Source organism: Micromonospora ferruginea, from assembly GCF_013694245.2.
In the GTDB taxonomy this organism is placed as follows: domain Bacteria; phylum Actinomycetota; class Actinomycetes; order Mycobacteriales; family Micromonosporaceae; genus Micromonospora; species Micromonospora robiginosa.
In genome coordinates this window covers 6,031,801-6,054,079 of record NZ_CP059322.2, presented here as the reverse complement: position 1 = coordinate 6,054,079, position 22,279 = coordinate 6,031,801, and the positions used below count along the sequence as shown (strand labels likewise).

At 72.5% G+C, this 22,279-nt stretch carries 16 protein-coding genes and 3 pseudogenes; 12 read left to right on the top strand and 7 right to left on the bottom strand.

Annotated features, from left to right (window positions below; all coding sequences use genetic code 11):
- Window positions 1-23 precede the first annotated feature (23 nt).
- The gene (locus tag H1D33_RS27060) at window positions 24-794 is read right to left on the bottom strand and encodes an ROK family protein (protein ID WP_181570502.1); all 771 of its coding nucleotides are present in this window, start codon (window positions 792-794) and stop codon (window positions 24-26) included.
- Between the two features lie 85 nt (window positions 795-879).
- Between H1D33_RS27060 and H1D33_RS27055 the strand changes: the two genes are divergently transcribed.
- The 3 genes and pseudogenes from H1D33_RS27055 to H1D33_RS27045 all read left to right on the top strand — a co-directional run bounded on the left by H1D33_RS27055 (window position 880) and on the right by H1D33_RS27045 (window position 3,748).
- Window positions 880-2,517 (top strand): ABC-F family ATP-binding cassette domain-containing protein, encoded by a 1,638-nt coding sequence (locus H1D33_RS27055; RefSeq protein ID WP_181570503.1) that lies wholly within the window; start codon window positions 880-882, stop codon window positions 2,515-2,517.
- Between the two features lie 38 nt (window positions 2,518-2,555).
- Window positions 2,556-2,801, top strand: a pseudogene (locus H1D33_RS27050) (hypothetical protein); the annotation flags it as partial.
- Window positions 2,802-3,024: 223 nt separating this feature from the next.
- Window positions 3,025-3,748: pseudogene (locus tag H1D33_RS27045) on the top strand (methyltransferase domain-containing protein).
- 132 nt (window positions 3,749-3,880) lie between these two features.
- Here H1D33_RS27045 and H1D33_RS27040 read toward each other — a convergent pair.
- Window positions 3,881-4,875, bottom strand: a pseudogene (locus H1D33_RS27040) (LacI family DNA-binding transcriptional regulator); the annotation flags it as partial.
- A gap of 151 nt (window positions 4,876-5,026) precedes the next feature.
- Between H1D33_RS27040 and arfA the strand changes: the two are divergent.
- Genes arfA through H1D33_RS27015 form a run of 5 tightly spaced genes read left to right on the top strand, consistent with a single transcriptional unit; the run spans window position 5,027 to window position 10,719 of the window.
- The gene (arfA, locus tag H1D33_RS27035; RefSeq protein WP_181570504.1) at window positions 5,027-6,538 is read left to right on the top strand and encodes an arabinosylfuranosidase ArfA; all 1,512 of its coding nucleotides are present in this window, start codon (window positions 5,027-5,029) and stop codon (window positions 6,536-6,538) included.
- Window positions 6,539-6,576: 38 nt separating this feature from the next.
- Entirely contained in the window at window positions 6,577-7,911 is a 1,335-nt protein-coding gene (locus tag H1D33_RS27030) for an ABC transporter substrate-binding protein (protein WP_181570505.1), read from the top strand.
- A 6-nt stretch (window positions 7,912-7,917) separates the two neighbouring features.
- Entirely contained in the window at window positions 7,918-8,880 is a 963-nt protein-coding gene (locus tag H1D33_RS27025) for a carbohydrate ABC transporter permease (protein ID WP_181570506.1), read from the top strand.
- Window positions 8,881-8,890: 10 nt separating this feature from the next.
- Window positions 8,891-9,715 carry a carbohydrate ABC transporter permease gene (locus H1D33_RS27020; protein ID WP_181570507.1) on the top strand — a complete coding sequence of 275 codons (825 nt, stop codon included), beginning with the start codon at window positions 8,891-8,893 and terminating at the stop codon, window positions 9,713-9,715.
- On the top strand, window positions 9,712-10,719 hold the full coding sequence (locus H1D33_RS27015) for a glycoside hydrolase family 43 protein (protein ID WP_181570508.1): 1,008 nt from the start codon (window positions 9,712-9,714) through the stop codon (window positions 10,717-10,719). The genes H1D33_RS27020 and H1D33_RS27015 overlap by 4 nt, the downstream gene beginning before the upstream one ends.
- A gap of 77 nt (window positions 10,720-10,796) precedes the next feature.
- On the opposite strand, the gene H1D33_RS27010 is transcribed toward H1D33_RS27015, so the two are convergent.
- Window positions 10,797-12,290, bottom strand: coding sequence for an amino acid permease (locus H1D33_RS27010; protein ID WP_181570509.1), 1,494 nt, complete (start codon window positions 12,288-12,290; stop codon window positions 10,797-10,799).
- Window positions 12,291-12,581: 291 nt separating this feature from the next.
- On the opposite strand from H1D33_RS27010, the gene H1D33_RS27005 reads away from it, so the two are divergent.
- Window positions 12,582-14,240, top strand: a complete 1,659-nt coding sequence (locus H1D33_RS27005; protein WP_181570510.1) for a glycoside hydrolase family 10-like protein — start codon at window positions 12,582-12,584, stop codon at window positions 14,238-14,240.
- 50 nt (window positions 14,241-14,290) lie between these two features.
- Here H1D33_RS27005 and H1D33_RS27000 read toward each other — a convergent pair whose 3' ends face one another.
- The gene (locus H1D33_RS27000) at window positions 14,291-14,977 is read right to left on the bottom strand and encodes a class I SAM-dependent methyltransferase (RefSeq protein WP_220138732.1); all 687 of its coding nucleotides are present in this window, start codon (window positions 14,975-14,977) and stop codon (window positions 14,291-14,293) included.
- A gap of 163 nt (window positions 14,978-15,140) precedes the next feature.
- Window positions 15,141-15,788: a PadR family transcriptional regulator gene (locus H1D33_RS26995; RefSeq protein WP_181570511.1), complete on the bottom strand. Its 648-nt coding sequence runs from the start codon at window positions 15,786-15,788 to the stop codon at window positions 15,141-15,143.
- Window positions 15,789-15,983: 195 nt separating this feature from the next.
- Here H1D33_RS26995 and H1D33_RS26990 point away from each other — a divergent pair, with 195 nt between their 5' ends.
- Window positions 15,984-16,526, top strand: coding sequence for a phospholipase (locus tag H1D33_RS26990; RefSeq protein ID WP_181570512.1), 543 nt, complete (start codon window positions 15,984-15,986; stop codon window positions 16,524-16,526).
- A 49-nt stretch (window positions 16,527-16,575) separates the two neighbouring features.
- Here the strand turns inward: H1D33_RS26990 and H1D33_RS26985 are convergent, their stop codons facing one another.
- Window positions 16,576-19,386: an ATP-binding protein gene (locus H1D33_RS26985; RefSeq protein ID WP_181570513.1), complete on the bottom strand. Its 2,811-nt coding sequence runs from the start codon at window positions 19,384-19,386 to the stop codon at window positions 16,576-16,578.
- A 126-nt stretch (window positions 19,387-19,512) separates the two neighbouring features.
- The gene (locus tag H1D33_RS26980; protein WP_181570514.1) at window positions 19,513-19,737 is read right to left on the bottom strand and encodes an FmdB family zinc ribbon protein; all 225 of its coding nucleotides are present in this window, start codon (window positions 19,735-19,737) and stop codon (window positions 19,513-19,515) included.
- A 38-nt stretch (window positions 19,738-19,775) separates the two neighbouring features.
- Between H1D33_RS26980 and H1D33_RS26975 the strand changes: the two genes are divergently transcribed.
- On the top strand, window positions 19,776-21,167 hold the full coding sequence (locus tag H1D33_RS26975; RefSeq protein ID WP_414685450.1) for a lytic murein transglycosylase: 1,392 nt from the start codon (window positions 19,776-19,778) through the stop codon (window positions 21,165-21,167).
- A gap of 72 nt (window positions 21,168-21,239) precedes the next feature.
- Window positions 21,240-22,256, top strand: coding sequence for a GNAT family N-acetyltransferase (locus tag H1D33_RS26970; RefSeq protein ID WP_181572565.1), 1,017 nt, complete (start codon window positions 21,240-21,242; stop codon window positions 22,254-22,256).
- Window positions 22,257-22,279 lie beyond the last annotated feature (23 nt).

Genomic DNA, 22,279 nt, shown 5'->3' with positions numbered 1-22,279 from the left:
GCGAGTGTTCCACCGGGTGAAGATCAGGGCGTGGGGTCGTACCTTTCGCCCACCAGATCCCAGGCTCGGACACCACCCACGATTCCCGCCGTGTTCGGGACGACCACGACATCGTCCCCCATCCTGGCGACCTGCTCCGGCCGGATCAGCCGGGAGTTGCCGCCGCCGAGGTAGAGCCGGTCCCAGCGGAAGACCGGCCGCAGGCCGTCCACCACCTGCCGGATCCGCCGGGACCAGAACGCGTCGCCCAGCCGCCGCCGTTCCGGCTCCCCGACGTACGTGTCGTAGGTGGTGTTCCACCGCACCGGCGCGTGCGACAGCTCCAGGTGCGGGGCGATCGTCCCGCCGTCGAAGAGCGCGCTGCCCAGCCCGGTGCCGAGCGTCAGCACCAGCTCGCAGCCGGTCCCGGCGACCACGCCGGCGCCGTGCACCTCGGCGTCGTTGAGGACCAGCGCGGGCACGCCGAACGCCTCGGCCAGCGCGCCGCGCGCGTCGTACCCGGACCATTCTGCGACCAGGTCCGGGTCCACCCGGCTGCGCGGCCCGGCGCGGGTCACGTAGTGCGGGGTGGCCACCACCACGCCGTGCCGGATCATGCCGGGCATGCCGACGGTGAGCCGGTCCGCGGCGGGCAGCCGGGCGCCGAGATCCCGCAGCGTCTCCACGAACAAGGCCGGGGGCAGGGGGTACGGCGTGGGCACGCGCAACGGGCGGGCCCGCATGGTGCCGGCGGCGTCAAGCACGGAGGCCTTGATCCCGCCGCCCCCGCAGTCGATCGCCAGTGTGGTCGCCACGGCTGTGAGTCTCCCTCAGACCGGCGTCGCCCCGAGCGCGGGTCACGGTAATCCGGATGCGCGCGCCGGTAGGCTCGGTGACCTGATGAGCGCCACGTTGATCGCCAAGGATCTCACCGCCGGCCACGGTGACCGCCTCCTCTTCTCCGACCTGAGCCTGGTCGTCGCGCCCGGCGACGTGATCGGCCTGGTCGGGGTGAACGGGGCCGGCAAGTCCACGCTGCTGCGCACGCTCGCCGGCCGCCAGCCCCGCGAGCAGGGGTCGGTGGCGTTGAACCCGCCCAGCGCCACGGTCGGCTACCTGCCGCAGGAGCCGGAACGCCGGCCGGGTGAGACGGTCCGCGACTTCCTGTCCCGGCGCACCGGCGTGACCGCCGCGCAGGCCGCGCTGGACGCCGCCACCGAGGCGCTGACCGCGGGGGCGGCCGGCGCCGACGACGCGTACGCGATCGCTCTGGAACGGTGGTTGGACCTGGGCGGCGCGGACCTGGACGAGCGGGCCGAGCAGGTCGCCGCGGAGCTGGGCCTCGACGTCGGCCTGGACCATCCGACGGTCGGGCTGTCCGGCGGGCAGGCGGCCCGCGCCGGGCTGGCGTCGCTGCTGCTCAGCCGCTACGACATCTTCCTGCTGGACGAGCCCACCAACGACCTCGACCTGGCCGGGCTGGACCGACTGGAACGCTTCGTCACCGGGCTGCGCGCCGGCACCGTGCTGGTCAGCCACGACCGCGAGTTCCTCACCCGGACGGTGAACCGGATCGTCGAGCTGGACCTGCACCAGCGGCAGGTCAACCACTACGGCGGTGGCTACGCGGCCTTCCTGGAGGAGCGCGCCGTGGCGCGCCGGCACGCCCGCGAGGAGTTCGAGGAGTACGCCGACACGAAGGCCGACCTGGAGGCGCGCGCCCGGACCCAGCGGGCCTGGATGGAGAAGGGCGTGAAGAACGCCCGGCGCAAGGCCACCGACAACGACAAGATCGGCCGCAAGTTCCGGGCCGAGTCGACCGAGAAGCAGGCCGCGAAGGCCAAGCAGACCGCCCGGCTGATCGAGCGGCTGGAGGTGGTCGAGGAGCCGCGCAAGGAGTGGGAGCTGCGGATGGAGATCGCCGCCGCGCCCCGCGCCGGTGCCGTCGTGGCCTCGCTCCGAGGAGCGGTGGTACGCCGGGGCGCCTTCACGCTCGGGCCGGTGGACCTCCAGGTCGACTGGGCCGACCGGGTGGCGATCACCGGGGCGAACGGCTCCGGCAAGAGCACCCTGCTGGCCGCGCTGCTGGGCCGGCTACCGCTGGACGAGGGGCACGCCGCGCTCGGCCCTGGCGTGGTGGTCGGCGAGGTCGACCAGGCCCGGGGGCTGTTCCTCGGCGACCAGCCGCTGCTGGACGCGTTCGCCGCCGCCGTACCCGATCTCAACCCGGCGGACGTCCGGACGCTGCTGGCCAAGTTCGGCCTGCGCGCCGACCACGTGCTGCGCCCGGCGGCGACGCTGTCTCCCGGCGAGCGGACCCGGGCCGCGTTGGCGCTGCTCCAGGGTCGTGGCGTCAACCTGCTGGTGCTCGACGAGCCGACGAACCACCTCGACCTGGCCGCGATCGAGCAGTTGGAGTCGGCGCTGGCGACCTATCCCGGCACGCTGCTGTTGGTGACCCACGACCGGCGGATGCTCGACGCGGTGAGCGTGAACCGGCGGCTGCGGGTGACGGACGGACGGATCGCCGAGGACTGATCCGTGCCGACGCGTCCGCCCGGGGCCACAATGACCTCATGCCCAAGTGGGAGTACGCGCTGCTGGTCCGCCGTCGCCAGCCCGCCACCAACGACGCCGGGTGGGAGATCGTCTTCATCTGGTACGGCCCGGACGGCTCCATGGTCGACGTCACGCCCTACGGCGACACCGCGCTGGCCCACCTGAACCGGGCCGGCGACCAGGGCTGGGAGCTGGTGGCGATGAGCGAGGACCCGTCCCTGGCCGGCAACAACGAGTTGCACCGCTACCACCTCAAGCGCCCCAAGCCCGCCACCCCCATCCCCGCCAGCGCATGCGCCCTTCCCGCCGCTCCCTCCCCACCTGACCCTCCCCTCCCCTCCCTCCCCCGCTTGTCCGTCGATCATGAAGTTGACGGCGCCGGTTGCCCCTTTCGTCCCCGCCAACTTCATGGTCAACGCGCCGGTGGGTGGGGCGGGGAGCGTGTATCGGGGTGGAATGGGGGTAACGCGCGGCCGGAGGTGGCGCATGGTGGCGATGGGGCGGGCCGCGCTCTCGGGTGAGCGGCTCCGGCAGGCCGACGGGTTCCTCGCCGAGGCGTGGGCCGATCTGGCGCGGCACGACGAGCGGCTGCGCGGCACCACCGTGGAGGCGCGCTTCGACCGGGGGGTGGCACACCTGACCGGTGAGGTCGCCGACCCGGCGGAGCTACGGCTGGTGCGGGAGCTGATCGGCCGGCTGGACGGGGTGCTCGGGGTCTGGTGCCGGGTCGGCGTGGCCGGCCGGGCGCCGGTGGTGGTGGACCTGGGGTGCGGGGCGACCAAGCAGTGGCCCGGGAACCTGGGGCTGGACATCTACCCGGCGGCGGGGGTGGACGCGGTCGCCAACCTCTCCGGTTCGCTGCCGCTGCGGGACGACTCGGTGGACGTGTTCTTCGCCGTGCACATCGTCGAGCACCTGATCGACTTCCTGCCGCTGTTCGACGAGTGCCACCGGGTGCTGCGGCCGGGCGGCGTCCTGCACGTGATGAGCCCGTGGTGGCGGCACGTCAACGCGGTGGCCGACCCGACCCACGTCCGCCTGCTCGACGTGCAGACGTTCAAGGGCATCTGCGCCCAACGCCCACCCGGCGCCCCACGCTGGTATCCGCTGCACGTCGGCTGTGACGGCGCCTCCATCTTCGCCGACCTGACCCCCTACCCCCGACGCCCCCGCCCCACCCCCATCCCACCTGGCCCGCTTCTTCGACTGACCCCGCCCTCCCCGCCCCCGCCCTCCTCGCTGATCTTGCAGTTTGTGCCCCTCGAATGAGGCATTCACCCCGAATGCCGGGGCACAAAGTGCAAGATCGCCGAGGAGGGAGGGAGGAGGGGGTCAGGGTGGGGGCGGATTCGCGGAGGGAGAGGCGGTGGGGGCGACCAGTTCTCGGGGTGGGGCGTCTCGGTCGGTGGTGAGGCGGCCGGCCAGCAACTCCACCGCCAGGCGGGCGATGCGCTCCTTGTCGGGGGCGACGGTGCTCAGGGTGGGGATCGAGAAGCGGCCGTCCTCGATGTCGTCGAAGCCGGCGACCGCCACGTCCTCCGGCACGCGCAGCCCGGCCTCGTGCAGCGCCCGCAGCGCACCGAGGGCGAGCGTGTCGTTGAAGCAGAAGACGGCGTCGGGGCGTACCCCGGAGGTGAGCAGGTGCCGCATGGCGGCCGCGCCGTCCGCGCGGTGCCAGGCCGGCGCGGGCGCCACCAGGCTGTCGTCGTACCCGATGCCGGCCTCGGCCAGCGCGGCGGCGTAGCCCTCCAGGCGGAGCCGGGCGCTCGCGCCCTCGGGGGTGCGTTGCGAGCCGATGGCGGCGATCCGGCGGCGGCCGAGCCCGACCAGGTGGGCGGTGATCTCCCGGGCGGCGGCCACGTTGTCGATCATGACGTGGTCGGCGGGGCCGTGGTCGACGCGTTCGCCGAGCAGCACCATGGGCAGGCCGTCGAGGCCGGCGAGGTCGTCGGCGGTGAGCGCGAGCGGGCTGAGGATCAGGCCGTCGATCATGTGGTCGCCGATGCCGCTGGCGGCCTTGCGTTCCTGCTCCGGGCCGCCGCTGGTCTGGTCGATCAGCACCGTCCAGTCGTGGTCGGCGGCGGCGGCGACGACGTGGCGGGCCAGCTCGGCGAAGTAGGGGATGTCGAGTTCGGGGACGGCCAGCGCGATCACGCCGGTGCGCCCCTTGCGCAGGTTGCGGGCCGACAGGTTGGGCCGGTAGTGCAGTTCGGCGATGGCCTCCTCGACCCGGGCCCGGGTGTCGGCGCGTACGTGCTGGTAGCCGTTGACGACGTTCGAGACGGTCTTCACCGACACGCCCGCGCGCTCCGCCACGTCCTTGAGCCTGTGCCGCACTGAACTTCCTCCCCGACGAGCGCTCCGGCCGCACTCTACCGCGTCACGACGTCGTAACGACCTCTTTACAGCACGGGTTACAACGTTGTAGAAACCAGGGACACGGTGACCGTGGTCACCGGGCAACGGCTCCGAGGGAAAGGTGGCATCCGTGCCGAACGCGCAGCTCACGGTCGACCCGGCGTTCCGGGTCGGCGAGGCCGACCGGCGGATCTTCGGCTCCTTCGTCGAGCACATGGGGCGATGCGTCTACGGCGGGATCTACGAACCCGGGCACCCGAACGCCGACTCACGCGGCTACCGCCGCGACGTGCTGGACCTGACCCGCGAGATGGGCGTCTCGGTGGTCCGCTACCCCGGCGGCAACTTCGTCTCCGGCTACCGCTGGGAGGACGGCGTCGGCCCGGTCGGCGACCGGCCGCGCCGGCTCGACCTGGCCTGGAAGACGATCGAGACCAACGCGTTCGGGCTGGACGAGTTCATGACCTGGGCCGCCGAGGCCGGCGTCGAGCCGATGATGGCGGTCAACCTCGGCACGCGCGGCATGCCCGAAGCCTGCGACCTGCTGGAGTACGCCAACCACCCGGGCGGCACCCAGCTCTCCGACCTGCGCCGCAAGCACGGCGCCGAGCAGCCGTACGGGGTGCGGCTGTGGTGCCTCGGCAACGAGATGGACGGGCCGTGGCAGGTCGGGCACAAGACCGCCGACGAGTACGGCCGGCTGGCCGCCGAGACCGCCCGGGCCATGAAGATGATCGACCCCTCGATCAGCCTGGTCGCCTGCGGCAGCTCCAACCGGGGCATGCCCACGTTCGCCGGGTGGGAGGCGACCGTGCTGGAGCACACCTACGAGCACGTCGACTACATCTCCGCCCACACCTACTACGACCCCTCCGACGGCGACCGGGCCAGCATCCTGGCCTCCGCGGTCGACATGGACGCCTTCATCACCGAGGTGACCGCCACCGCGGATCACGTCGGCGCCAAGCTGCGGCAGAAGCGCAAGCTGAAGGTCTCGTTCGACGAGTGGAACGTCTGGTACCAGTCCCGCCTGCAGGCCGACCTGGACCGGCGCGGCTGGGTCGAGGCGCCCGCGCTGATCGAGGACGACTACACCGCCGACGACGCGGTGGTGGTCGGCGACCTGCTGATCACCCTGCTCCGGCACGCCGACCGGGTCGGGGTGGCCTGCCAGGCGCAGCTCGCCAACGTGATCGCCCCGATCCGCACCCGCAACGGCGGTCCCGCCTGGCGGCAGAGCATCTTCCACCCGTTCGCCCTCACCGCCCGCCACGCGCGCGGCACCGTGCTGCGCACCGAGCCGGTCGGCCCGACGTACCCGACCGAGCGGTACGGCGACGTGCCGGTGCTGGACACCGTCGCCGTGCACGACGAGGAGACCGGCGGCCTGGCCGTCTTCGCGGTCAACCGGGGCCCGGACGCCCTGCCGCTCGACCTGGACCTGCGCGGCCTGCCCGGCCTGCGCGGCGAGGCGCACACCACCCTCTCAGCCGGCGACGACCCGGCCGCCACGAACACCGAGGCCGACCCGGAGCGGGTCACGCCCCGGGAGCTCACCACCCCCACCCTCGACGGCGGTCGCTGCACCGTGGCGCTCCCCGCCACCTCCTGGAACCTGCTGCGTTTCGTCCCGCAGTCGTGACCAGGCAATACTCCAATTCCGTCCCCCAAGGAGTTCGCATGATCCAGAACGAGATGAGCCGGCGGCGCCTGCTCGGCCTCGGTGTCGGCCTCGGCACGGCGGCCTCGCTGACCCTGGCCGGGTGCGGTGGCGGCAGCAGCAGCCCCGACAAGGCCGGCTCGGCGGGCAACGGCGGCAAGGACTACACCGGCCCGAAGGTCGACCTGAAGCTGTGGAACGGCTTCACCGGCGGTGACGGCGACATCTTCAAGGCGCTGGTGCAGCAGTTCAACAGCGAGCACCAGAACATCGCGGTCAGCGTGGTCACCTACGAGTGGGCGGACTACTACAGCAAGCTGCCCGGCGCGGTCTCCAGCGGCAACGGCCCGGACATCGCGGTCATGCACATGGACCAGCTCGCCACGTTCGCCGCCCGCGGCACGATCAGTGAGCTGGACGACGTGGCCAAGAACCTGGAACTCAACGAGGGCGACTTCGCCCCCACCGTGTGGAAGGGCGGCCTGTACAACGAGAAGCGGTTCGGCATCCCGCTGGACATGCACCCGCTGGGCTTCTACTACAACAAGGCCGTGATGCAGAAGGCCGGCCTGGACCCGAACAAGCCGCCGGCGACGAAGGACGAGTACACCGCCGCGCTGACCGAGCTGAAGAAGTCGGGCGTGCAGGGCTTCTGGGTCAGCCCGTTCCAGTTCACCGGCGGCATGACGTTCTACAGCCTGCTGCACCAGTGGGGCGGGAAGCTCTTCGACGACGAGGTGGCGAAGGCGACCTTCAACTCCGACCCGGCGGTCGAGGCGTGCACCTGGCTGGTCGACCTGATCAAGCAGGGCCACTCGCCGGCCAACGTCGGCCAGGACGCCGACTACCTGGCGTTCAAGAGCGGCAAGAACGCCTTCAACTGGAACGGCATCTGGCAGATCAACGACCTGAAGAAGAGCCCGAACGTGCAGTGGGGCGTCGCGCCGCTGCCCCAGATCGGCAGCCAGCCCGCCGCCTGGGCGAACTCGCACAACTTCACCATCGTCAAGCAGCGCTCGGCCAACGAGAACAAGGTCTCCGGCGCGAAGGTCTTCATCAACTGGCTCAGCCAGCACTCGCTGGACTGGGCCAAGGGCGGCCAGGTGCCGGCCCGCAAGGCGGTCCGGGACAGCGCCGAGTTCAAGGCGCTCACCGAGGTCAACGCGCTCGCCCCGGAGCTGGAGTACGCGGCGTTCCCGCCGGCCGTGCCGGGCCTCGGCGAGGTCGTCCTGACCTTCTACAACGCCTTCAACGAGGCGGCGCTGAACAAGAAGTCGCCGAAGCAGGCGCTCGACGACGGCGTGGCCAAGGCCAACAAGCAGCTCGAGGACAACCGCAAGAAGTACGGGAACTGATCCGTCGTGGCGGACGTGATCGAGGCCGGGGCGGCGCGTGACAGCGCGCCGCCCCCGTCGGGGCCCACCAGTCGCCGGCGCGCGACGCAGCGCGGCAACCGGGCGACGCCGTACCTCTTCCTCGCGCCGTACCTGGTCCTGTTCGGCGTCTTCGGCCTGGCACCGATCCTGTTCGGCGTCTGGATCAGCCTGCACCAGTGGGACCTGCAACTGCCCAACCGGCCGTTCATCGGGTTCGACAACTACCAGGACCTGTTCTCCAGCGACTCGGCCATCTACGGGGACTGGTGGTCGAGCGTCCGGGCGACCGGCATCTTCACGCTGTTCTCGGTGCCGCTGCTGGTGGTCATCCCGCTGGGGCTGGCGCTGCTGCTGAACCGCTCGTTCCCCGGCCGCACCTTCTTCCGGGCCGCGTTCTTCGCCCCGTACGTGCTGGGCGTGGCGGTGATCGGCCTGCTCTGGCGCTTCCTGCTCGACGCCAACCTGGGCCTGGTCAACCTGCTGCTCGGCGCGGTCGGCCTGCCCTCGGACACGCCGTGGGTCACCGACGTGCCGTGGGCCTGGGTCTCCCTGGTCGGCGTGACCGTCTGGTGGACCTGCGGCTTCAACGCGGTGATCTACCTGGCCGGTCTCCAGGACATCCCGCCCGAGCTGTACGAGGCGGCGAAGGTCGACGGCGCCGGCGGGTGGGACCGGTTCCGCCACGTGACGATCCCCGGCCTGCGCCCGGTCGTGCTCTTCGTCCTCACCACCACGATCCTCGCCTCGGCGAACGTCTTCGGGCAGGCGCTCCTGATCACCCAGGGCGCGCCGGGCGAGCAGACCCGAACGGTGGTCTGGCGGATCGTGGACGAGGGCCTGCGCGACTACGACGCCGGTCGGGCCGCCGCGATGAGCGTGTTCTTCGCGCTGATGCTGGCGGTGGTGAGCGTCGTCAACTTCCGGCTGTTCCGCTACCGGGAAGACTGAGGGGCCGACCATGTCGAAACTGCGCCCGGTGGCGCGCTACGCCGCGCTGATCCTGATCACCCTGATCTTCGTGACCCCCCTGGTGTGGATGCTGTTGACGTCGGTGAAGACGTACGACGTCGCCCAGCAGGACCCGCCGAGCTGGCTGCCGAACCCGTTCTCCACCTACGGCTACGACCAGATCCTCAACAACACCGCCAATCCGGTGCTGCGCTGGTTCCTCAACAGCATGCTGGCGGCCACCCTGCACACGCTGCTGGTGCTGGTGACCGCGTCGATGGCCGCGTACGCCCTGGCCCGGATGCGGTTCCGCGGTCGCGGCCTGCTGTTCGCGCTGATCGTGGGCACGCTCTTCCTGCCGCCCACCTCGCTGATCATCCCGAACTTCATCATCGCCGAGCGGATCAACTGGATCGACACCTTGACCGTGGTGGTGGTGCCCGGCGCGGCCAGCGCGTTCGGGGTGTTCTTCCTGCGCCAGTTCTTCCTCTCCATCCCCGCCGAGCTGGAGGAGGCGGCGGTGCTGGACGGGGCGAACCAGTGGCAGATCTTCCGCCAGGTGCTGCTGCCGCTGTCGAAGCCGGCCCTGGCCACGCTGGCCGTGCTGTCGTTCCTGACCAACTGGAACGACTTCCTCTGGCCGGTGTACGTGCTGTTCAGCCCGGAACGGCTGACCCTGCCGGCGGGTCTGGGCCTGCTCCAGGGCGCGTACGTGACCGACTATCCGGTGATCATGGCGGGGGCGATGCTGGCCAGCGTGCCGGTGCTGATCCTGTTCGTGTTCGCCCAGCGCCACGTCATCCAGGGCGTCTCCCGCAGCGGCCTGAAGGGATGACCGACCGACGTGTCCGGCGCGGCGCGGCGGCCCTGGCCGCCGCGCTGCTCGCCACCGGCTGCGGCGGCGGGTCCACCACCGAATCGAGTACGCCGAAGGACGCGAACGTGTTCACCAACCCGGTCGTCAAGACCGACGCCCCCGACCCGCAGGCGATCCGGGTCGGCGACACCTGGTACCTGTTCCACACCAACGCCGGCGGCCGGAACGTCCCGGTGCTCACCTCGCCCGACCTGGTCGAGTGGACCCCGGCCGGTGACGCGCTGCCGGAACTGCCGGACTGGGCGGACGCGGGCAAGACGTGGGCGCCGGAGGCGATCCAGCTCGCCCCGGACCGGTTCGTCCTCTACTACACGGTGGCCGACCGCGCCTCCGGCCGGCAGTGCCTGGGCCGGGCGGTGGCGAGCACGCCGCTCGGGCCGTACGCGGACGACTCCGACAAGCCGCTGGTCTGCCAGCCGGACCTGGGCGGCTCGATCGACGCGAGCCCGTTCCGGGACACCGACGGCAGCCTGTGGCTGCTGTGGAAGAACGACGGCAACGCGATCGGGGTGGACACCTGGCTCTGGTCGCAGCGTCTCTCGCCGGACGGGCTGACGCTGACCGGCCCGGCGACGAAGCTGCTCAGGCAGACCGAACCGTGGGAGGGCACCCTGATCGAGGGGCCGTTCTTCCACCGGCACGACGGCAAGCTGTTCCTGTTCTTCGCCGCCAACGCCTACGACAAGGACACGTACGCCGAGGGCTACGCGGTGTGCGAGGGCCCGACCGGGCCGTGCGTGAAGGCGCCGGAGAACCCGATCCTGAAGAGCAACGACGTGGCGACCGGGCCGGGGCACGCCTCGATCGTCGAGCAGGACGGCCGCACCTGGCTGCTCTACCACGCGTGGCCGCCGGGCCAGGAGGGCACCACCGACCCGGGCCGCCAGATCTGGCTGAACGAGCTGACCTGGACCAACGGCACCCCGTCCGTCCGAGGCCCGCTCCGCGAGGTGCAGCGGTAAGGCGGGGGCCCCGCTTAACGTTTTCGGTATAGGAAGGGGCCCCGCTTAACACCCGAGTGTTAAGCGGGGCCCCCGCCTTACACCTGGGCGGGCTCGGGGGTGTCGTCGGCGTGCTCGCGGCGGGCCAGCCGGTTCTTGCGGTGCCCGTAGCCGAAGTAGATGATCGCCCCGAGCGCCATCCAGATCAGGAACCGCACCCAGGTCTCCACCGACAGGTTGAGGCTGAGGTAGAGGCAGGCCGCCGCCGTGACGATCGGCAGCACCGGCGAGAACGGCACCTTGAACGGCCGGTCCAGGTCGGGGCGCCGCTTGCGCAGGATCGGCACCGCGATCGCGACCAGCATGAACGCGCAGAGCGCGCCGATGCTGACCAGGTCGGCGAGCGCGGACAGCGGCAGGAAGCCGGCCAGCAGCGCCACCGCCACCGTCATGATCGCGGCGATCCGGTACGGCGTGCCCCAGCGCGGGTGCACCTTGGCGATCGAGGGTGGGATGAGCCCGTCCCGGGCGATGGCGAAGCCGATCCGGCCCATGGCCACCAGGTCGACCAGGATGACGCTGGTCAGGCCGGCGACGGCGGCGATGGAGACGAGCGTGGCGGCCCAGCCGGCGCCGACCGCCCGGAACGCGGACGCGATCGGCGCGCCCTCGTCGATCTCGGTGTACTTGACCATGCCGACCACGACCAGCGAGACGCCGATGTAGAGCACGGTGGAGATGACCAGCGTGCCGAGCAGGCCCAGCGGCAGGTCGCGCTTGGGCTTGCGGGTCTCCTCACCGAGGTTCGCCACGGCCTCGAACCCGGTGTACGCGAAGAACACCACCGCGGCGGCGGTGAGCACCCCGACGAAGCCGAAGACGGAGGGCTCCAGCCCGAAAAGCGCCTGGGTGACCGGCTGCTTGATGCCGTCGTCACCGGCGCCGGCCGGCTCGCTGGACGGGATGAACGGGGTGAGGTTGGCCGCCTTGACGAAGAACAGCCCGGCGATGACCACGAAGGCACAGATCGCCACCTTCACCAGCACCAGCACGTTGGTGACCCGGGCGGACTCACGGATGCCGACGATGGCGACCACGCCGAGCAGCAGCACGATGCCGATGGCGCCCAGGTTGACGATGCTGCCCTCCTCGGCGAACCAGGCGCTGGGCAGGCCGAACAGGTCGGCGAGGTAGCCGGACCAGCCGCGGGCCACCACCGCCGCGCCGAGCGCGAACTCCAGCAGCAGGTCCCAGCCGATGATCCAGGCGACGATCTCGCCCATGGTGGCGTACGCGTAGGTGTAGGCGCTGCCGGCGGTCGGCACGCTGGCGGCCAGCTCGGCGTAGCAGAGCGCGGCGAGCAGCGCGACCACGCCGGCGATGCCGAAGGAGATCACCACGCCGGGTCCCGCGCTGTTCTTCGCCTCGACGCCGGTCAGCGTGAAGATCCCGGTGCCGATCACGATCCCGATGCCGAAGCCCATCAGGTCGAACGCGCCGAGCCGACGCTTGAGTCCGGGCTTGCCGTCCTCGCCGTCGGCGTCGCCCTGGGCGAGCACGTCCTTGATCGGCTTGGTCCGCAGGACTGACATGGATCACCTCCCCCAACCGTGGCGAACCGCCAGGGTCGGCGGCCCGTGACCGGCCAAGCTACCCAGCCGCTCCCCCACCCAACCCCGTACGCGAGGTGTCGGAATGGTCACGATCCGCGAAGTGATCCCGCCCACCGCGACCCGTGCGGCGGGCACCGGCGCATCGATCCGGGCCGGGGTCTTGCGCCAGGTCGGGATAGATGAAAGTTTCCTACCGGTGGCTTGAATTTAGCGGCGAATGTTGCCGTAGCCGCCGTCCGTCCCCCGGACCCGACGAAGGGACCGCACCGCATGAAGGCAACTCCGCTCAGGGCTGCCGCGCTGGCCGTGGCGCTGCTCGGCGCGCTGGTCGCCGGCGCCCCGGCGCAGGCCGCCCCGAATGAGACGACAACGTCCCCGACCACCGACTGCGTCACCAACCCGGCCACCCCTAAGCGGCAGTTCCGGGCCATGTGGATCGCCTCGGTGACGAACATCGACTGGCCCAGCAAGGACTCCTGGACCGCGCCGGACCAGGTGGCCAAGCAGAAGGCCGAATACCTGGGCTGGCTCGACCTGGCCCAGAAGCTCAACCACAACGCCGTCGTGGTCCAGGTCCGCCCCACCGCGGACGCGTTCTGGCCCTCGCCGTACGAGCCGTGGTCGGAATACCTGACCGGCGTGCGCGGCAAGAACCCGGGCTGGGACCCGCTGGCCTTCCTGGTCGCCGAGTCGCACAAGCGGAACCTGGAGTTCCACGCCTGGTTCAACCCGTACCGCGTCTCCATGCCGGCCCCCGGCGGCGCCGGCGCCGACGTGTCGCAGCTCGCGCCGGACAGCCCGGCCCGGGCGCACCCGGACTGGGTCTTCGCCTACCCGCCGGCCGGCGTCGCCGGCAGCCGGCTCTACTACAACCCCGGCATCCCGGCGGTCCGCGAGTTCGTCCAGACCGCGATGATGGACGCGGTCAACCGGTACGACGTCGACGGCGTGCACTTCGACGACTACTTCTACCCCTACCCGAGCGGCACCTGGCAGGTGCCCGACGACGCCACCTTCGCGCAGTACAACCGCGGGTTCACCGACAAGGCCGACTGGCGGCGGGACAACATCAACCTGCTGGTGCGGGAGATGAACGCCAAGATCAAGGCGGCCAAGCCGTGGGTGAAGTTCGGCGTCAGCCCGTTCGGCATCTGGCGCAACGCGTCGGCCGACCCGAACGGCTCGGACACCACCGGATCGCAGTCGTACGACATCATCTCCGCCGACACCCGCAAGTGGGTGAAGGAGGAGTGGGTCGACTACATCGTGCCGCAGCTCTACTGGTACATCGGCCAGTACCCGGCCGCCGACTACGCCCGGCTGGTGCCGTGGTGGGCGGAACAGGTGCGCGGCACCCGCGTCCAGCTCTACATCGGTCAGGCCGACTACAAGAGCGGTGACCCGGCGTACGGGTCGTTCTGGATGAACCCGCAGGAGCTGTCGAACCACCTGACGCTCAACCGGTCGTACCCGGAGGTGCTCGGCAACGTGCACTTCTCGGCGGTGCAGGTCCGGGCCAACCGTCTCGGCGCCACCGACATCTACGCCGCCGAGCACTACTCGCGGCCGGCGCTGGTGCCGACCATGACGCACCTGCCGCACAAGCCGCTGCTCTTCCCGGTGGTCACCAAGGCCCAGCGGGAGGCGGACGGGGTGCGGCTGAGCTGGCGGCAGCCCGCCGACGGCAGGGGCCCGCTCGGCACCGCCACCTCGTACGCGATCTACCGGTTCGACGGCACCGGCCTGGCCGGTCGGTGCGACTTCGCCGACGCGTCCCACCTGGTCGGCACCGTCCGGGCCACCGACGGCGCCACCCAGTCCTGGGTGGACACCACGGCGGCCGACGGCGCGCGGTACACCTACTACGTGACCGCGCTGGACCGGCTGGCGAACGAGAGCCCGGCGAGCCCGCCGCGCTTCGTCCGCTGACCGGTGACGCCCGGGGCTCCCGTCGTGGAGCCCCGGGCGTTCCCGCGTGCTCAGCCGGCCCGGGTGAGCCGCACCTCCAGACCGATCGCCCCGTCCCGGTGCACCTCGGCACCGCCGAACGCGCTCGCCTCGGCGAGCCGGGCGAAGGTGTCGGCGGTGACCGCCCGCCGGCGCAGCATCCGCAGCGCCGCACGGGTCCAGAAGGCGTCCAGCCGGCCCACCCCCATCCCGGCCACCTCCCGCGCGATGTCCGCTGCCGAGGCGTCGGCCCGCAGGTCGTGGATCACCGCCCGGCCGCCCGGGCGCAGCACCCGGTGCATCTCGTCCAGCGCCCGCACCGGGCGGACGAAGTTCTTGAACGCGGCCTGGCAGACCACCAGGTCGAACGTGCCCGCCGGGAACGGCAGGTCGTGGACGTCACCCTGGCGGAAGTCGACCGCCACGCCCGCCCGCCGAGCGGCCTCGCCGGCCAGCGCCACGAACGTCCGGCTGACGTCCAACCCGGTGATCCGGTACGCCCCGAGCCGGGCCACCTCGATCGCCAGGTAACCGGGGCCGGGCGCCACCTCCAGCACCGCCGCCCCGTCGGGCAGCCCGTCGGCCAGCGCGGCGGCCTGCCGGCGGTACCCGGCCAACTGGGCCGCCGAGCCGCGGTTGCGGGCGTACCAGCGGGCCGTCGCCCCCTCCATCTCGGGCATCACCTTGCGCTTGGGCGCGCGCAGATCCTTCGTACCCATCTCTTCCTCCGTCTCGATTCGTGCGGACACGAACCGACCCGGGGACGGACGCCCGGTTATCGTTGCGGTTGCCACCTTGCGGCCGGATCGCCGTTCCCGCGGTATCGGTTCGCAGGTCAGGGCCCCGGCGGCGGTGTTACCGCACCCCGCCGGGGTCCGTGGGTCAGTGCGTCTCGGTCCCCCTCTCCGCCGGTTCCGCCCACTCGGGCGGCATGGCGCCGGTCTCGTGCCAGGCCCGCCAGGCGGCCAACCCGGGCAACGAACCGGTGGTCAACTCGTCGAGCAGCCCGCGCACCCAGGTCGCCTCGGCCTCCCGGACGGCCAGGTCGTACTCGGCCTCGACGAGGAAGAGCCGGGGCACCTCGCGGGCGTGCCGGGCCAGCGCCGCCCGCTGCGCGTCGAGCTGCTCGGTCAGCCGGTCGAGGCGCCGCCGCAGCAGCTCGGTCGCCTCGGCCGGGTGGAGCGCGCCGAGCACCGACAGGCCCGCCTCGAACCGCGGTTGCTCCCGCTCGGGCACGGCGACCAGCTCCCGGGTCCAGTCCACGAGCTCGGCTCGCCCGGCGTCGGTGATCCGGTAGACGGTCCGCTCCGGACGCCGCCCCTGCCGGCCGCTCTCCGCCGCCGCGACCAGCCCGTGCCGCTCCAGGTTCGCCACCACGGTGTAGAGCGAGCCCCACTTGATCGGCATGTCCTGGTCCTTGCCGCGCTCGCGGAGCACGGTGGCGATCTCGTACGGGTGGCGCGGGCGCTCGACCAGCACGGAGAGCACGGCGAGCGCCAGCAGGTTGCCGACCCGGCGTCGCTTCGGCACGACCGACTCCTCGCATCCGATTACTCGTAGGCGAGCATATGCGGCTCCCCCGCAGGGAGTCATTCGTCTGTTTGGGCGGATGTCAGCAAGTGGCCGCCGGAGCCATCCCCCGACGTCACCGCATTGATCGACAATCTTCGAAATCCGGAGATCCCGGAACGGCCGACCCGACGCCGACCCACGCGGAGGTCCCCCATGTCCCGACGCCTCGCCACCACCCTCGCCACCGGCATGATCGCCCTGCTCACCGTGCTCGGCCTGGCCTCACCGGCCGCCGCCGCGGTGAGCACCCAACAGAAACTCTCGGTGCTGTCCAGTTGGACCCAGACCAGCGCCAGCAGCTACAACGCCTGGAACAGCGCCCGGCTCAACCGGTCGCCCTGGGTCGAGTACGGCTTCGACTGGTCCACCGACTACTGCTCGTCCAGCCCGGACAACCCGCTCGGCTTCTCCTTCAACCTCTCCTGCTACCGGCACGACTTCGGCTACCGCAACCACAAGGCCATGGGCATCTTCTCGGCCAACAAGTCCCGGCTCGACAGCGCGTTCTACGAGGACCTGAAGCGCGTCTGCGCCACCTACAACGCGGTCGTCCGGCCCGCCTGCTACAGCCTCGCCTGGACCTACTACCAGGCGGTCAGCGTCTTCGGATCGGTCGCCGCCGTGCAGCAGTCCGACATCGACCGCGCCGCGCGGATGAAGGCCGACGCCGAACGCCGCGCCGCCGCCCGGAGCTGAACTGCCGCCGGGGAGTCCGCCCGCCGGGCTCCCCGGCCGCGGTTCCGGCTCAGCCCGCGGTGCTGCGCGGCTCGGCCGCCGGACGCGAGCTGGACGGGCCGAACCAGAACGAGTCGGCCGACAGGTCCGGATGCTCGACGTGCAACGCCATCGCCGCCGCCTCGTCCAGCCGCAGCCCGGCCCCCGCGCCGTACGCCGCGTCGAACGCCTCGTCGCCCAAGCTCCGGCGCAGCTCCGCCTGCCGGGCCAGCCAGTACGGCTCGTAGATGCCCGGCGTCGCCCGCAGGCTCGCCCGGGTGGCCTGCGCCGCGCCGAAGAGCCGGGCCGCGGCCACCGCGTCGCCGGCCAGCGCGCAGCGCACCGCGATCGCGTTGATCGTGTCGCAGGCCCGGCCCAGATAGCCGTGGCTCATCCGGGACCGCAACGCCACCAACAGGTGCTCGTGCGCCGCGACCAGGTCACCCCGGCCCAACGCCACCATGCCCAGCAGCATGTCCACCGACCGGCGACCCCGCTCCACCGGGCGGGTCGCCTCCACCGGGCGGGCCGCGCCGAGCACCTCGGCCGCCTCGTCCAGCGCACCCCGCCGCCAGAGCAGCTCGGCCAGGTTGTAGACCGCGAGCAACGCGTCGCCCACCACATCCTGCGCGTACGCCCAGTCGAGCACCTCGCGGCAGACCCGCTCCGCCTCGGCGAACTGGCCCATGTCGACGAGCGGCGCCGCGCGACCGGCCAGCACCCGGGCCAGCAGTCCCAGGTCACCGGCCTGCCGGGCAGCCGCCTCGGCCCGCTGCGAATAGCGCAGCTCCTCGGCGAACTCCCCGTCCGCGCCCGCGTGCAGCGAATGCATGTGGTAGGCGGCGGCCAGCTCGGCCTCCGGGATCTCCTCACCGGTCTCGGCGATCCGACCGTAGAGCCGGAACAGCCACAACCGGCCCTCCCGGGCCAGCCCGCGCTCGCGCCACCACTGGTCCAACCCGCCGGCCAGGTGCAGCCCCGACCGGGCGCTGCCACCGGTCGCGCACCACCGCAACGCGGCCCGCAGCTCACCGGCCAGCGGGTCCAGCGCGTAGAGCGACAACGTCACCGGCCGGCCGTCCGGGCCCAGGTGCGCCCGGTCCAACGCGTGCCGGGACCAGGCGACGTGCCGGTCCCGGGCGGTCTGCTCCTCACCGGTGGAGATCAGCCGACGGGCCGCGTACGCCCGGATCGGGTCCAACATCCGGTAGGTGCTGCCCGAGGCGTGCGGCTCGGCCAGCACCATCGACTTGTCCACCAGCACCGACAGCGGATCCAGCGGATCCTCGTCCAGCAGCCACTGCACGGTCGGCAGGTCCACCGGGCCGGCGAACACCGCCATCCAGCGCAGCAGCCGGGACGAGCGGGCACCAAGCGTCCGGTAGGACCACGTCACCGTGGCCTGGATGGTCAGGTGCCGCTCGCTGGCCGACCGCTGCACCGCCCGCGACGCGGGCGTCGGCGGGGCGGACCCGGTCGCGGCCGCCACCAGGTCGACCGTGTCCTGCTGGTTGCCGCTCCAGCCGGCCTCCACCGGCGGCGGCTCGGCGGAGTCACGCCCCGCGTCCAAGGTGCCCAGCATGTCGTCGAGCCGCTCGGCCAACTGCCCGGCGGAGAGCACCCGCAGCCGCGCCGCGGCCAACTCGATGGCGAGCGGCAACCCGTCCAGCCGGCGCACCACCCGGCGCAGGTCCTCCTGCTCGGTCACCTCCGGCGCCCGGCCGCCCCGGGCCGCGGCGGTGCGGTCCAGCAGCAGGGCCACCGCGTCGCTGCCGCCCACCCCCGGGCCCTCGTCCACCGAGAGCGGCGGGATCCGCCACACCACCTCGCCCGGCACCCCGAACGACTCCCGGCTGGTCGCCAGCACCCGCACGCCCCGGCCGCCGGCCAGCAACCGGCTGATCACCTCGGCCGAGGCGGCCGGCTGGGCGTCGCACGTGTCCAGCACGACGAGCATCCGGCGCGGGCCCGCGTACTCGACCAGGGTGTCGACCATCGGCCGGCCCGGCTCCGGACGGAGGCCGAGCACGGCGGCGATCTCGAACGCGACCAGACCCGGGTCGGTGACCGCGGCGATGTCGACGAACCACACCCCGTCCGGATAGTTCTCGACGATCCCGGAGGCCAGCTCCACCGCCAGCCGGGTCTTCCCCGCGCCGCCCGCACCCAGCACGGTCACCAGCCGGTACGCCTCCACCAGCCGGCCCAGCTCGGCCCGCTCGAAGTGCCGGCCGACGAACGAGGTGACCTGGGTGGGCAGGTTGTGCGCCGCCGCGTCGGCGGTGCGCGGGCGCGGGAACCGCCGCTCCAGACCGGGCGCGACGAGCTGGAACAGCCGCTCCCGGTCGTCGAAGCCGCGCAGCCGGTGCAGGCCGAGGTCGAGCAGGGACGCGCCGTCGGGCAGCGGATCGGCGTGCCGGGCGGTGGCCGCCGAGCAGAGCACCTGACCGCCATGCGCGGCAGCGGCCACCCGGGCCGCCCGGTGCACCTCCGGGCTGGCGTACTCACCGTCGCGCGGCTCCGCGTAACCGGTGTGCAGGCCCATCCGGACCCGGGGGGTGGCATCCGGATTCGGCCAGTCGTGCGCGACGAGCGCGCGCTGCGCGGTCAGGCAGGCGTGCACCGCGGCGCCCGCGTCCGGGAAGGCGAGGAAGAACGAGTCGCCCTCGGTCAGCAGCTCCGCGCCGTCGGTGCCGGTGAGCGTGTCGCGCAGCAGCCGGCGGTGTTCCGTCAGCACCGGCCGGTAGACCGGGCCGAGCATGCGGGCCAACCGCGTCGAACCCTCGATGTCGGTGAACACGAAGGTCACCCACCCGCTGGGGAGGTGGATCCGTTGCGACATACGTCGAACCTCCGCCCGCTGACGTCGGGTTCATGCTGCCCTATGATCGCCTCGTCACGCATCGTGAGAACGGTCGGGCAGATTCCGGCCAAACGTTCCCACGAACGACGTGCGCCCCGCAGCCCGTCAGCAGCCGCAGGCGCCACCGCAGCAGCCGCCACCGCCGGCCGGGGCGGGCGCGCCACCGACCGGCCCGGCGCCACCGCGCCCGGTGAACGCCACCGTGGACAGCAGCTTCACCGTGTCGGCGTGGCCGTGCGGGCAGGTCGCGGGTCGGCCGGCCTCGGCCATCGGGCGGTTGACCTCGAAGGTGTCGCCGCAGGCGCGGCAACGGAACTCGTACCGGGGCATGCCGCCAGCGTACGGCCGGGCCTGACGCCGTCGCACGGATGGGTGATACTCGTCGGGTGGTGGACGGCGAACGGCGACCGACGGTCCGGCCCCTGCGACCCGCCGCGCCGCCCGACGGCGGCGCCGGGCCGGTCCCCCGCTCCCGACGCGGCGGGTCCGCCGATCCCGCGCCGAGGTCCACTGCGGAGCCGACGACCGAGCCGACCGCCGCGACCGGCCGGGCCGGCGCGGACGCCGAGCCGGCGGGCGGCGCGACCGCCGACGACGCGGGGGCGGGCCGGAAGACCGGCGACGCCGCCGGCGCGAAGCCGGATGGCGCCGCCGGTGCGAAGCCGGATGGCGCCGCCGGCGCGAAGCGCGAACCGAAGGCGGACGGCGCCGGCCCGAAGACGGCCGACAGCGCCGACGCGGAAGCTGCTGACGACACGGGCGCGAAGACCGGCGACGAGACGGGCGGGAAGCCGGAGGTGGTCGGCCGGCGGCGGCGGATGCCGTTCGCGCACGCCGGCCGGGTGCGGCCGCGACAGCTCGCCGTCGGCGCCGCCCGGGCCACCCGTGCCTGGTCCCGCCGGCCGAGCGGGCGCACCGCCGTGCCGGCGCTGTTCCTGCTCGTCCTGGTCGGGGCCGCCGTCGCGGCCGGCGCGGTACTGGTGCCGGCGGCCGTGCGCAAGCCGGAGCCGGTCGCCGTCGAGGCCACCAGTGCCGCGCCCGTCCAGACCGTGCCGCAGACCGACGCCGTGCCGGGGCTGACCGCGGTGCCCGGCCCGACCGGGTTGCCCGGGCTGCCCGCCACCGCCGGCCCGACCGGCACCCCGCCGGCCGGTCGCCCGACCGCCAACCCGGTCCTGCCGACCGGCCGCCCGGCCGACGCGCTGGCCGGCTGGGCGCAGCGGGTCGCCGCCACCACCGGCATCCCGGCCGTGGCGGTGCAGGCGTACGGCTACGCCGAGCTGGTGCTGGCGCAGACCCAGCGCAGTTGCCAACTGAGCTGGACCACGCTCGCCGCGATCGGCTTCGTGGAGTCCCGGCACGGCTCGGCCGGCGGGGCGACCCTGCTGCCCACCGGGCTGACCTCGAAGGAGATCCTCGGCGCGCCGCTCGACGGGCAGGGCGGTCGCTCCCGGATCCTCGACACCGACCAGGGCCGGCTCGACGGCGACACGACCTACGACCGGGCGCTCGGTCCGATGCAGTTCATCCCCAGCACCTGGCAGGAGATCGGCGCGGACGCCGACAACGACGGCGTGAAGAACCCGCACGACATCGACGACGCGGCGCTGGCCGCCGCGCAATACCTGTGCAAGGGCGGCCGGAACCTGACCGTCCCCGGTGACTGGTGGGGCGCGATCCTCTCCTACAACGATGTGCGACGTTACGCTCAGGAGGTCTTCACGAAGGCCGACGAGTACGGGCGCTCCAGCGGCACGTGATGTGACGACGCGCGTACATTCGCGGACTCAACCCTTCCCCCGAGCTGCGGTTGACGGCAAGCTAGACGGGTGATGGTGCGCGAGTGGGACCCTCGGACCGCGTCGTCCGCCGAGATCGCGTCGCTGCTGGACACGCTGAACGCGGTCCTGGCGGCTGATCTTCCGCAGGATCCTCCCTGGCGGGCGAACTCCCTGCGGGAATACCTCTCCGAGGTGATGCCCGGCGAACGACGGATCTCCTGGCTAGCCCAGGACGACCCGGCGCCGGACGGCACCCCCGGCGCGATCATCGGGCACGTGCACGTGCTGCTGCTCGGCGGCATCGGCGTGCTCGAGGTGATGACGCACCCGGCCCGTCGACGCAGCGGGATCGGCCGCGAGCTGGTCCGGGTGGCCGCCCGCCGGGTCTGGGACGAGGGCTTCCAGTCGATCGGCGTCGAGGTGGTCGGCGACACCCCGGCCGTCGGGTTCTACGAGGCGCTGGGCTTCACCCGGGAATACGTGGAGACGCGCAGCGTGCTCGACCTCGGCGCGGTGGACTGGCCGGCGCTGACCGAGATGGCCACCGAGGTGGGCGCGGGCTACCACGTCGAGTTCTGCCCCGGCGGGCCGCCGGACGAGCTGATCGAGGCGTACGCGCGGGCGAAGGCCGAGGTGCGCGACGTGGACGACGGCGAACTGCGCCCCAGCTCCTACGACCCGGAGCGGCTCCGCGACAGCCTCGACACGCTGCACCGGCGCGGCATGAAGCCGTACATCGTGCTGGCGTTGCACGAGCAGACCGGCGAGGTGGCCGGGTTGACCGAGGTGGTGGTGCCGGCGCAGCACCCGACCCGGGCCGACCAGTACGACACCATCGTGGTCCGCGACCACCGCGGCTACGGCATCGACCGGGCCATCAAGGCCCGGATGCTGCTGGAGCTGCGCTCGGCCGAGCCCGAGGTCGCCGAGGTGCAGACCTGGAACGCACAGGTCAACGAGTCGATGCTCAAGGTCAACGCGGAGCTGGGCTACCGGCCCGACCGCGACTGGTGCGAATACGGCGTCGACGTCGGCGAGTTGGTGCACCGCCTGGACAGTCATCGCTGACCCCTGTTCACCAAACGGCTGCC